Source organism: Shewanella sp. MTB7 (genome assembly GCF_027571385.1).
Classification (GTDB): Bacteria; Pseudomonadota; Gammaproteobacteria; order Enterobacterales; family Shewanellaceae; genus Shewanella.
Window position 1 is genome coordinate 4,954,728 of record NZ_CP085636.1, and the last position, 13,073, is coordinate 4,967,800.

10 protein-coding genes are annotated in these 13,073 nt (G+C 39.0%); 4 read left to right on the forward strand and 6 right to left on the reverse strand.

The annotated features are described in order from the left end of the window. Positions 1 to 48: 48 nt before the first annotated feature. The 4 genes from HWQ47_RS21600 to pyrI all read left to right on the forward strand — a co-directional run bounded on the left by HWQ47_RS21600 (position 49) and on the right by pyrI (position 3,883). Positions 49 to 990 carry a DMT family transporter gene (locus HWQ47_RS21600; RefSeq protein ID WP_269968065.1) on the forward strand — a complete coding sequence of 314 codons (942 nt, stop codon included), beginning with the start codon at positions 49 to 51 and terminating at the stop codon, positions 988 to 990. 28 nt (positions 991 to 1,018) lie between these two features. Continuing rightward, positions 1,019 to 2,326 (forward strand): MFS transporter, encoded by a 1,308-nt coding sequence (locus HWQ47_RS21605; protein ID WP_269968066.1) that lies wholly within the window; start codon positions 1,019 to 1,021, stop codon positions 2,324 to 2,326. A 166-nt stretch (positions 2,327 to 2,492) separates the two neighbouring features. Beyond that, the gene (gene pyrB, locus HWQ47_RS21610) at positions 2,493 to 3,425 is read left to right on the forward strand and encodes an aspartate carbamoyltransferase (protein WP_269968067.1); all 933 of its coding nucleotides are present in this window, start codon (positions 2,493 to 2,495) and stop codon (positions 3,423 to 3,425) included. After that, a complete protein-coding gene (gene pyrI / locus HWQ47_RS21615; protein ID WP_269968068.1) occupies positions 3,425 to 3,883 on the forward strand; it encodes an aspartate carbamoyltransferase regulatory subunit in 459 nt (152 codons plus the stop codon). Before pyrB ends, pyrI begins: the two co-directional genes overlap by 1 nt. A 327-nt stretch (positions 3,884 to 4,210) precedes the next feature. Here the strand turns inward: pyrI and HWQ47_RS21620 are convergent, their stop codons facing one another. The 6 genes from HWQ47_RS21620 to HWQ47_RS21645 all read right to left on the reverse strand — a co-directional run bounded on the left by HWQ47_RS21620 (position 4,211) and on the right by HWQ47_RS21645 (position 13,061). Beyond that, positions 4,211 to 5,446 carry a RidA family protein gene (locus HWQ47_RS21620; RefSeq protein ID WP_269968069.1) on the reverse strand — a complete coding sequence of 412 codons (1,236 nt, stop codon included), beginning with the start codon at positions 5,444 to 5,446 and terminating at the stop codon, positions 4,211 to 4,213. 345 nt (positions 5,447 to 5,791) lie between these two features. Then, entirely contained in the window at positions 5,792 to 6,796 is a 1,005-nt protein-coding gene (gene argF, locus HWQ47_RS21625; RefSeq protein ID WP_269968070.1) for an ornithine carbamoyltransferase, read from the reverse strand. Positions 6,797 to 6,891: 95 nt separating this feature from the next. Then, positions 6,892 to 7,815, reverse strand: a complete 924-nt coding sequence (gene arcC / locus HWQ47_RS21630; protein WP_269968071.1) for a carbamate kinase — start codon at positions 7,813 to 7,815, stop codon at positions 6,892 to 6,894. A 26-nt stretch (positions 7,816 to 7,841) separates the two neighbouring features. Beyond that, positions 7,842 to 9,062 carry an arginine deiminase gene (locus HWQ47_RS21635; protein ID WP_269968072.1) on the reverse strand — a complete coding sequence of 407 codons (1,221 nt, stop codon included), beginning with the start codon at positions 9,060 to 9,062 and terminating at the stop codon, positions 7,842 to 7,844. Positions 9,063 to 9,340: 278 nt separating this feature from the next. Continuing rightward, a complete protein-coding gene (locus HWQ47_RS21640) occupies positions 9,341 to 10,573 on the reverse strand; it encodes a serine/threonine protein kinase (RefSeq protein WP_269968073.1) in 1,233 nt (410 codons plus the stop codon). A gap of 562 nt (positions 10,574 to 11,135) precedes the next feature. After that, a complete protein-coding gene (locus HWQ47_RS21645; protein WP_269968074.1) occupies positions 11,136 to 13,061 on the reverse strand; it encodes a peptidase U32 family protein in 1,926 nt (641 codons plus the stop codon). Between the last annotated feature and the right edge of the window lie 12 nt (positions 13,062 to 13,073).

Consider the following 13,073-nt stretch of genomic DNA (forward strand, 5'->3'; position numbering starts at 1 on the left):
TGAGTCATGTAAACAACCTGAATTAATTTTTACTTTATAAGGATTGCTATGAAATTTTTACAAAATGCAAAACATGTTGGTTTTGCAAGTGCTTTCGGAGCTGCGACCCTCATGGGGTTAGTTGGTTTTTTTGCCCGTAATATTGATGCGCAAGGAGATGTAATTGCTTTTTCTCGAATGCTATGCGGCATGATTCTTTTCTTTATTATTCTAAAAACAATGAATAGACTCGGTGACTTGAAAAAATATAAGTTATCACCTTCTATGGTATTTAGTGGCTTATTTATGGGAGTTTGCTTATCTGCATATGTAGCTTCGACTCAACTAACTTCAATTGCAAATGCGGTATTTTTTATTTATATAGGTCCCATTATTTCAACTATACTGGCCATTATTTTTTTAAAAGAACCGCTTAAACCTATCACCATATTCTCCATAGCCTTTGTATTCATTGGAATGATGTTTATTGTTGGATTGGTTAGTATCAGTCCAGAAGGCATTTCATTTGGTATGAGTTTCTCAAAGGACACTTTCATCGGTGATATGCTTGGTTTATCTTCAGGTGTTGGTTATGGTCTCTTTTTATTCTTAGGCCGATATAGAACTGACGTCCCTGGTGATGTGCGTTCATTCTGGAATTTTTTGTTTGCACTCCTCGGTATTTGCTGCCTATTTTTATTAACCAGCCCTTCTATTTCACAAATGACAAGTAGCGATTGGTTATGGTGGATTGCGATTGGTATCGTGTGCGGTTTTGGTGCTCTATCTCTGTGTACCATTGCAACTAAAAACCTATTAGCTGTTGAGTTTGCCTGTGTCTCATACTGGGAGTGTGTAGTGGCTTCAATTATTGGCATTCTTGTATTTACGGAGCCTTTGTCAGACGTACAGATGTTGGGAGGGTTACTGATTATTATTGGAGGGGTAAGTGAGATGGCTGTCAGTTTACTACAAAACGCTAAGAAAAAAAGAGTAACTGCAAGCCTATAATGATCAATAACCAGAAGTTGAGTAACTTATGAGTTCTAATATTAGTTCAATTATTTTTGAACCTAATGGATCACATCATACTCAACAGAATACCTTAAAGCGAGCTTCAACAGCTTGCTTTATTGGCAATTTTGTTGAATGGTTTGATTATGCATCATATGGTTTTTTAGCAACCATTATAGCTGTGTCATTTTTTCCTAGCTACGATACAACTACTGCTCTAATGGCTACTTTTGCAATTTTTGCTTTATCATTTATTGTACGCCCCCTTGGTGGGATCTTTTGGGGGCACATTGGCGACAAGATTGGTAGAAAAACGGCACTTTCAATGTCAATTGTAATTATGTCTTGTGCCACTTTTAGTATTGCTCTATTACCTGATTATAACAAGATAGGAGTGATGGCACCGTTATTGTTGTTACTGATAAGAATGATTCAAGGCTTTTCAGCTTCTGGCGAATATGCTGGAGCCGCAACATTTTTAACGGAAATCGCTCCTAAGGAACAAAAAGGCTTCTACGCAAGCATTGTCCCAGCTAGTGCTGCAGCAGGACTGTTATTTGGTTCACTATTTGTATCAACACTGTATACTTTTTTGTCATCAACACAATTACATGAATGGGGATGGCGTATCCCTTTTTTATTAGCGGCGCCATTTGGGTTAATTGGTTTATATATTAGAACTGAACTTGAAGATTCTGCACAATTCTTAAAATTCAAAGAGAACAATAGTGAACAACAATCAACCATCCCATTACAGATATTGTTAGTAGATCATAAAAAATCATTATTTTTAGGTTTTATTGTGACTAGTTTGAATGCTGTAGGTTTTTATTTATTATTAAGTTATATGCCTACATATATGATAGTGCATTTAGATATAAAGGAGGCAACTTCTTTTTTGATCTCGTCAGTAGTTTTAGCTTTCTATATTGCATTTGTGTTTAGTGTTGGTAAGTTATCCGATATATTTGGGAGAGGTAAAATACTTATTTTAGCCACACTCAGTTTCATATTCTTATCGATACCAATATTTATCTTATTAGAATTCGCAAGTATCATTCAATTGACATTAATATTAATATTATTTAGTGCTTGTTTAGCATTAAATGATGGATGTTTGTCTTGCTATTTATGTGAGTTATTCCCCACTAACGTCAGGTACAGTGGTTTTGCTCTATCATTTAACAGTGCTAATGCTCTGTTTGGAGGTACTGCACCATTTGTAGCTACAAGTTTAATTGCTGTAACAGGGCTAAGCTTCGCCCCTGGATTTTACTTAATGTTAGTTGCCATTATGACACTCATAGCAATGATCCTATCATATAAAAGATGATACCAACGAAACTGCTCTACTCTTTAGCAATCTAGTTGTATATGAGCAGAGCCACTCATTACATTTACTGTGCAGAGATCTCAATCTGTTACAAAAGCAACACTCGCCTATGGGAAGCGAATATCATTCACTTCGATCTCACAATCGAAATAGGATACTTATCAGTATGACGAATACTATTTATAATAAAAATATAATATCAATCTCTGACCTCTCTCGTTCTGAACTTGAACTTATTGTCGCCACAGCAAACGAACTGAAACAAAACCCTCGTCCTGATTTATTGAAAAATAAAGTTGTCGCAAGTTGCTTTTTTGAGGCATCGACACGAACTCGTCTATCTTTTGAAACTGCAGTACAAAGACTAGGGGGAAGCATTATAGGCTTTCCTGATGGAGGTAACACTTCGTTAGGTAAGAAAGGTGAAACCTTGGCCGATTCGGTACAAGTAATATCCTCCTACTGTGATGCTTTCTTTATGCGTCATAATCAAGAGGGTGCTGCTCGTCTTGCAAGTGAGTTTTCATCAGTACCCGTTATTAATGGAGGTGATGGCTCAAATCAGCACCCGACTCAAACCTTACTCGACTTGTTCAGCATTTATGAAACTCAAGGCACCTTAGATAAATTACAAGTAGCCTTTGTGGGTGATCTAAAATATGGCCGTACGGTACACTCTTTAACTCAGGCATTATCTCTTTTTGATTGTGAATTTCATTTTGTGGCCCCTAGAGCGCTATTAATGCCTGACTATGTTCTAGATGAACTTAACGAGAAAGGGTGTAAATACACTCAACATGAAACGTTAGATGGAATTATTAATAATCTAGATATCTTGTATATGACTCGTGTACAGAAGGAACGTTTTGACGAAACTGAATACCAACACTTAAAGTCTAGCTTCATTTTAACTGCAAATATGCTCGATAATGTAAAAAATAATCTAAAAATTCTACATCCTCTCCCTAGAATCGATGAAATCACCACTGATGTTGATAGCACGCCTTATGCTTATTATTTCCAGCAGGCAAAAAATGGTGTATATGCACGTCAAGCCCTACTCAGCTTAGTTTTAACAAATGAATTTGGAGACCAGTGATGAAAAGACACCTAAAGGTTGAAGCTATAGAACACGGTACAGTGATCGACCATATTTCATCTGGTCAAGGCATCAAAATATTGAAATTTTTTGAACTCTGTAAAGGGAAACAGCGCATCACAATCGGCTTAAATTTACCTACCAGTACCGGTAAAGACAAAGATTTGATCAAGATAGAGAATATAGTTTTTGATCAAAATCAGGCTAATCAGCTATCTCTATTTGCGCCAAAGGCAACCATTAACGTGATTGAAAACTTCGAAGTTGTAAAGAAGTTTAAGCTAGCATTACCTGAGCAAATATTGGGGGTGTTAATTTGCCCTAATAGCAACTGTATTTGTCATGACGAACCTGTCGAGAGTCGTTTTAATATCAAGCAAGAAGCAGTAGCGGTGAAACTCAAATGTCACTACTGTGAAAAGTCATTTACAGCAACATCCTTTCAAGATTTGCGCTAACGTTTAATTAATCCGTTTTAAACCGTATTACTTAATCGTATAGTTTCCAATGAAGGCCGTTGTTTCTATATAACGGCTTTTTATTTTAAGTTACTATATGACCAAACGTACTAGACGAAATATCAGTCAAGAATTCCGGCTTGAATATATAACGCCTTGAAGTTACCCCTAGATCGCAACCATTTGTAACGTACGCCTAAGAAAGTGGTGTTTCCTATTATTTAAGTGCCATTTAAACGCTCAAATAATCCAAAACAATCCCACTTTCTTTCGACTTATAGCAGTTAAAAACGACTACGAGGTCACTCTTCCACAACTAAATGCTTATTATGCTTGTGGAGGCGTACCTTCACAGTTAGAAACAACGGCATCTATTTGTACTAAAGCATCCATAGGAATAGCTGAAACACCAACTACTGTTCTTGCAGGAAAATCTCCCCTAAAGAACTCGGTGTAAACTTCGTTTATAGCATCAATATCAGCAATATTTTTAAGTTGAATATTAACTTTAACGATATCATCCATTACGTGGTCAACACTTTCTACAATTGCTTTAATGTTTTCTAGACATTGTTTAACCTGTGTTTTCGCATCACCAGCGACCATTTCATTGGTTTTTGGATCGACAGGTAATTGGCCTGAAATATGATTGTAGTGAGAAAAAGCTACCGTGTGTGAATAAGGCACTGTTGGAGCATTTTCCGTATTATTTGCTTCTATTATAAGTAGACGGGTATCTTCAGGAAGTTGTGGAGCAGTACCATCTCCATGTGATATTGCGGTATCAATCTGAATTAAAGCGTTCATAGGTAAAGCTGAAGCATTAACGGTTGTCCGTGCAGGAACATAACTTGGGAAAAATTTCACACAAACTTTGTTTACAACTTCAATGTCCGAAATATTTTTAACGAATATAGTTGTTTTAACAACATCGTCCATAACGTGACCAATGCTTTCCAGAATTGCTTTAATGTTGTTTAAGCACTGCTCAGTCTGCTTTTCTATACCACCAGTTACCACTTCACCTGTTTGGGGATCGATTGGTAATTGAGATGAAAGATTATTGTAATGAGAAAATGCAACAGTTTGCGAGTGTATGTTTTTAGGTGCGTTGTTGGTGTTTCTTGATACTTTAACAAGGGCGCAGGGAGCTTGTGGAGCAGTACCTTCTCCGTTTGAGATAAGTGCATCAATTTGTACTAGTGCACCATCCATAGGTAAAGCTGCAACTGCAACTACCGTCCGAGTAGGAAGAGCACCTTGAAATAACCTGGTATAAACTTCGTCTATAGCGTCAATATCTGAGATATTCTTAACAAATATATTGATTTTAACAACGTCGTCCATAACATGGTCAGTGCTCTCTATAATTGCTTTAATATTTGCTAAGCATTGCTTTGCTTGAGCTTTTACACAACCTGCCACAACTTTACCCGTTTTAGGATCTATGGGTAATTGGGCTGAAATATTATTGTAATGAGAAAAAGCAACAGTCTGGGTTGATACAGGACTTATTGGTGCATTTTCAGTGTTACGGGAAAGCTTTATGATATCGCCACTCATATCTATATTTATCCTTTATATTATAACGTACTTATTTCTATATAATTTGAAAAGGCTATGTTGTAATGTTCAATATGAAACTCCTTAAGAGTCAAAATACATACTATTTAGCCCATGTCATTACGCCGTAACTGTGTTTATATTGATTTAAACATCAACAAGAGTTGTTTTAGGTTGAAAGTGAACGTTTCAGAAAATTGAACACTTACCTTATTACTGAGTAGGCAGGCTTTGTTGCAAACGATACGGAATCAAGATCCCAAATCAACCTTTATATGCTTAATGTTAACTAAACACATGTTAGTAATGGCGCTAAAATAAATGCAGCTTTAGCGCCTTAGCAGACTAAGAACCTAATGTAGCCACCATAACTGCTTTAATGGTGTGCATGCGGTTTTCAGCTTCATCAAATACTATTGAATGATGAGATTCAAATACGTCATCAGTAACTTCTAATCCTTTCATGCCATAAGTTTCTTCGATCTCTTTGCCCATGGTAGTCTGCTCATCATGAAATGCAGGTAAGCAGTGCATGAACTTAACTTCAGGATTGCCCGTTTGCTTAATAACATCCATGTTCACTTGATAAGGTGTCATCACACGAATACGCTCTGCCCATGCTTCTTTTGGCTCCCCCATAGAAACCCAAACATCAGTATAAATAAAGTCCATACCTACGACTCCGGTTTCGACATTTTCAGTGAGTACAATCTTAGCTCCAGTTGTTTCGGCGATATCCAGACATGTTTTGACAAGCTCTTCATCTGGCCAGTACGCCTTAGGTGCAACTAAGTGGATTTCCATGCCCATTTTTGCAGCGCCAACCATGAGTGAATTGCCCATGTTGTAACGAGCATCTCCCATATATGCGAACTTCATTTTATTCAACGGAGTACCTGGTAAATATTCCATCATGGTCATAAAGTCGGCTAGAATTTGAGTTGGGTGGAATTCATTAGTCAGACCATTCCACACTGGGACGCCTGCATATTGACCCAACTCTTCTACAATTTCCTGACCAAAACCACGGTATTCGATGCCATCATACATACGGCCTAACACACGGGCGGTATCTTTCATGGATTCTTTATGACCGATTTGTGAACCACTTGGACCAAGATAGCTAACGAGAGCGCCTTGATCAAAAGCCGCGACTTCAAAAGCACAACGGGTACGGGTTGAGGTTTTTTCAAAAATAAGAGCAATGTTCTTACCTAATAGTCTCTTTTGTTCAACGCCAGCATATTTAGCTTTTTTGAGATCGATTGATAAATTAAGCAAGAACATAATTTCAGCAGGAGTATAGTCTAATAGTTTAAGAAAATTACGGTTTTTTAAGTTAAAAGCCATGATTAATATCCCTCATAATAGTGAAAAATCATACCAGTGATAAAAAACAAACTGGATGAATAAAAGTAAATTAATTGTTCTACATTCAAATATAATTACTGACAGATTAGCTTAGCGGTAATTAACGTACCTTTAAGGCCTTTTAATATACTCGCACCATCAGCTAAACATCCAATCCCAACATTGCCTTGTGTTGCATTGACGAATTCGCACGCTGCATTAATTTTTGGCCCCATTGAACCTGCATCAAATTCCATTTCAGCCAATTGCTCTGGTTGAATATTTTTTAAGGCTTCTTGTTTGTCTGTGCCCCAATTAATATATACCGCATCAGTATCGGTTAAAATCAATAGTGCATCAGCACTTATTTGTTTTGCTAAAAATGCTGCCGATAGATCCTTATCAATAACAGCTTCAACACCAATTAAACCATCACCTTTGCGAACCACAGGTATGCCACCGCCGCCAGCACAAATGACCAAGCTGCCATGATTGATTAATTGCTTAATGCTTGTAGACTCAACAATATTGAGCGGCCTTGGCGATGGCACTACACGGCGAATGTATTCACCATCTTGCTTAAACTCCCAGCCTTTTTCTAGTGATAATAAATCAGCTTCCGCCTTATCGTAGACTGGGCCAATATACTTGGTTGGTAGCAAAAATGCCGGATCCTGACTGTCTACTTCAACTTGCGTTAACATGGTCACAATGGGAGTGCCTGGCAGCGCATTTTGTAACTCTTGCTGCAGCATATAGCCGATCATACCCTGGGTTTCTGCAACCAAAATATCCAGTGGATAGGGTTTAACTGCTGTGTAAGCTGAATTTTGTAATGCAAGTAAGCCAACTTGAGGTCCATTACCATGCACCAGTACTACATTCCAATCGGTAGTCAGTGCTGCAATCGCTTCAACAGCAGAAGCGATGTTTAAACGTTGTACATTGGCCTCCAAAGGCTCGCCTCGGCGTAAGAGGGCATTGCCACCAAGAGCGACAACAAGAGTTGGTTTAGTCATTTTTCTTTCCTTTAAAAATAAATTGATTAAATATCATCACGTTGAATTGGGCAACTCATGCAGCGGGCTCCGCCCCTTCCTCTGCCTAATTGCTCACCTATAAAGCTCAGTACTTCAATTCCAGCTTCTGCATATTTATCGTTTGTCAATGTGTTGCATTCATATCCAACAACCACACCAGGGCGAATAGTTAACATGTTATTGGCATCATTCCACTGTTCACGTTCCTGACCGTAAATATCACCACCAGTAGTAATTATTTTGATTTCGCTCAAACTCAATGCATCCATAATGGCTTGACGGTATCCAGCTTCTTCCTTGATATTTAACTTGTCGTTAACCCCAGGGGTGAGCGTCCAGCAGCGCGTAGAATCATTAATGACAGCAGGATAAGCAGAGAACACATTAATATCCAACTGAGTAAATACAGTATCTAGGTGCATACAAGCGCGATCTTTTGGTAACTCAAGAACCAAAACCTTAGATGCTTGACCTGTTTTAAATAATGAACGTGCTAATGCTTCAATTCCTTCTGGTGAAGTTCTTTCTGACAGCCCTATTAATACGGCACCGCGACCAATAATTAATACATCACCACCTTCAATCGTCGCGTTATCATAGTTAACATTTTCATTGCCGAGGTAATAATTGAAATCCTGTTTTTCAAAAAGAGGATGCCAACGATAAATAGCTTTTAAATTATTTGACTCTCGTCGGCGAACAGATTTAGCCATTGGATTTATCGACACACCATTATAAATCCAGCAAGATGTATCACGAGTAAATAAGTGATTAGGTAGCGGCTTTAGAATAAAGCGTGACCAATCATATGAATCAAACAACGGCTTAAAGTATGGTTCTGGGATCTCATTACAAGCTAAACCACCAGTAAGATACTTTGCTATTTGTTCATTAGGTAATTCATCAAGCCAACATTTTATACTCGTCGCCAACCTGACACCTAGACGATAATCACTTAGTTGAGTATTGAGTAACCATTGACGAGCTTCTGGTACTGCTAATGTTTCCGTTAATAACGTATTTAAATATAAAACGTTAACACCTTGCTGTTCCAATATTACTGAGAATTGTTTATGTTCCTCTGCAGCTTTTTCTACTGAAAGTACATCATCAAATAATAATTCATGGCAGTTTGAAGGTGTTAAACGTTCAAATGCCAAATTGTCATAATGCAGTAAGACACTGCGTAACTTCCCTACTTCTGAACCCACATAATGCTTAACCATGATCTATTCTCTTTTTATAGGCTAAATTGAGTAATTCCAAGATTAAAAAATTTAAATACATCTTTACTTTAAAAAGGACCACCTAACGACCTTTTATTTATTTTGCCAGTTCTAGCATAAGTTAATATCGAAATACCGCTATAAATTAGCGAAATACTGCTGAGATTAAATTAACAATGTAAATTTCATTCCACCCATGATGAGTTAATATAGATATTGCCGACATAAAAAAGCCTCTTAAATAAGAGGCTTTTTGCTACAAAGTAGAATAATTGAAATTAATATTCCCAATGTTCTACGTCATGAGAGCCCTTGAATTGATTTGCAAAGTAATCGTCACATGTTCCTTCACGAAGTACGTCTGCAGTAGCACAATGTAAACCGCCACCAAATGCATAAGCATCACGCAAGTTAACTGGTAGAACTTCAAAACCAAGCTTATCAAACTGTTCCATTTGAGCGGTTTCTGTGGCTTCAACACACACAGTCTTATGATCAAGAATCAAGGTATTCATAGACAACCAAGTACTTGAGTAACAAAGTGCTGGTGGAGTATCCCAAGCAGGCTGAACTGCTTCTACGATTTGCCAATCATTCTTCTCAAAGATTTCTCTTTGGCCATCAAACAAAGGACGATGTGGGTTCAACAACATCAAACCTGGGCGTAATGGACAGAATGTGGCATCGATATGTATAGGGTGGTTATCTTTAAAGCTTAACGTATGGACGCGGTATCCCTGTGGCTCATACTTACGCTTGATCCAACGAATACCAGCTAAGTTTGTAGTCAAACCATGCTGAACGAAGATATCTTTACCTAAACGCATAACATCAGCGGCATCGAATAAGATATCAGTCTCTAGAGTTGAATATTCCTTGCGTAATGAACGAGCCATGGTTTCATCATCTGATAAGAACTCATAAGCTGCTACATAATCCATACGGAAGCTTTCATCAGCAAGGCGTGGGCGTGGTGCCTGCTCGATTAAACACTCTTTATCTGATTCAAAATATTCACGTAGTAAATCAGTAAACGCTAAATATTCAAAATAGCGACTGCGGAAACTCATTGGTGCCATCAAAATGCTCTTACCCATAGTCAATAGGCAATCACGTGGAGGCATAACACCGAAACCAGAACTGATAGTAAAATCAGGAGTTGTGATACGGGCATTCCAGTCAACAGCACCAGGACGGTCAACAATAATACCGCGACCTTCAAGCAATTTAGCGAAACCATTTAAGCATTCGTTAGCTTGATCAATACTCTCTTGAGTACGACGACCAGCTTTGCCACCACGCATTGGCGAGTCAGCAGGGATTTTTTCATTACTGGCAGGGCATGCTTCAGGAATTTGTTGGTTATCAGCAATACCAACAATCACGTGCTTCAATGGGTCAAAGTCATTATAAGATTCAACTTTAAGTCCTGGACGGACATGTGGAACACCTGACTCTTTGCGCTCTAGTGGGACTGAAGCATTGGGATATAGATCATTAGAAACACTCATTACAAACTCTCCAAGAGAATGGAACACGGAAATAAAATAGTTGATTAACACATGTCACTGGAATATTTTCATTTCTGTTTGTCAGGAATAAACACTCCCCCTCATAATGCTCTATTATGGGGCAGCAACTCATTTCCAGTAATCTGTCAATAATTTAAGATTGAAATGGTAATTCATTTTAACCATTTCAATGCTGACTATAATTACTTTTAAACCCGAGTGTTAATATCGAAATAATGCTTGATATTAACGAAATCCTGCTCTGATATAAAACGTTAATGATTCATTTACGAATACATAGATATAGAAGTATTGTCAGGAGTAAATGCCCTGAAGCATATAACTTATTTGATTACATTCCCGCAGGGTCCTGCATTCCAAGTGTTTTGGGTATAATAATCCTATGCAGTTTTCCCTTTTACTTAAAAAAACAACATAGCACGATATAAGCAGAAAACGCTCTTAGCAAAAGAGCGCCACTATTTGAAAATAGTAGGCGCTCTTGGATCTATCTGTAATTGCTAAAGTAGCGAATTATTTAACTTTATTTACAACTTATTCTCTAGTTAATGACTTCTCTGCCGTCACTTTTAACTTGGCGGTTAGCACCAACCACCATCATTTCGCACTTAGGGCAATCAAATACCAACTTTAATACATCTTTACCTATCTCTAAAATCATCGGCTCAGCCTTAACGCCTGACACCTCTTTGGGACACAGATTAAAGTTAAAGCGTAAACAGTGTTTAGTCACCATTAACGGCACCTCTTCTGTAATGCCATTTTTCTCGTAAGTGTCTTCTATCTCGATCACCCCATGTTGCATATAGAAATCTTTCGATTTCTGGTTAGCCACGTTTGAGAGGTAGCTAAGATGCTTGGTTGGGTACATTGCATCTAAATTGTGCTTCCACGGTTTAGGTCTTTCATATTCATCAACACGTGCTTGATCTAACGCTTCGACTACATCACGTCTAAGACCATTAATGGTGGATGCAGGCGCAAACCAGACTTGTTCGGTATCAATACTGATCTGTCTCGCAACAAAATCAGTACTGCCTAGCTTAGCTAGTTGCTTGCGCAGTTTAACGCTTGCGCCCTCTTGATCATTAGCTGGCTGTTTATCCATGGCTAACGTCACGCAGCCTTGATGACCATAAATATCGGTCATGGTCATCTTAATGCCATCAGTGGTATCCGTTAACTTGATATCCACTTCGATGGAGCGCTTAGATGACTCTTTTGCTAATACAGCCTCAAAAGCTTGATCGCGATTTCGATAGATGGTCATGCCGACTTCGAGATCGCCTGGGATGGTTAGTACGTGCAAAATATGCCCTTCGGCGCGATTCACTCGTAAGCCTTGTAGCTTGTCATCGGACTGTTTGGCAGTGGCATAATTAGCAGGGAAGTAACACAGACCATCACCGTTGTTGAAACTGTGGGTCGATTGCACCTCAATAAAATCTTTACCTAGGCGCTTCACCGTCGCGACCTCTTCACCTATGTATTTAGGCGAGCGAAAATCACTGACACCTTGACTGCGCTCGTTAACGAAATAATCGGTACGGCCACGGTTAAAGGTCTTCTCGACATTGGGTGTAAAACTATGTACTGAACGGCCATGGGATGAGGCTGTAAACTCGGGACGACGAGCGATAATCTTATCCAGCTCTTGTCGGTAATGGGCGGTGACATTTTTGACATAGTTAACGTCTTTTAGGCGGCCTTCAATCTTAAAGGAGCGCACGCCAGCATCGATCAAGGCTTCAAGGTTATCGGTCTGGTTATTATCTTTTAATGATAATAGGTGTTCATTCTCAGCCAGTACTTCACCTTGGCGGGTCTTAAGCTCACCGGGTAAACGGCACATCTGCGAGCACTCACCACGGTTAGCACTGCGATTACTAAAAGCATGACTTAAGTTGCACAAACCCGAATAGGCAACACAGAGCGCGCCATGGATGAAAAATTCCAGCTGCATCTTAGTGTGAGCCGCCACTTCGCGAATTTGGCTTAACCCAAGCTCACGAGCAAGCACCACTTGTGAAAAGCCGACTTGCTCCAAAAATACCACTTTTTCAGCGGTGCGGTTATCCATCTGCGTACTGGCATGCAGTGCAATAGGAGGAAGATCGAACTGTAATACGCCCATGTCTTGCACGATTAGCGCGTCGGCACCAGCTTCGTAAAGCTTCCAAATCAGTTTTTCAGCGCTAGCTAACTCATCATCCATCAAGATGGTGTTGAGGGTGACAAATACCTGAGCATGATATTTATGGGCAAAAGTACACAGCCTAGCAATGTCTTCAACACTGTTGCCAGCAGTTGCTCGTGCACCAAAATCTGGACCACCAATATAGACCGCATCTGCACCGTGTAGAATTGCTTCCATACCAAATTCGGCATTTTTTGCCGGGGCAAGCAGTTCTAATCGATTCGATATATGCGACACATCGTCTGGGGTAAAGATGCTAGCTTGGCTCATAAAATCACTCAA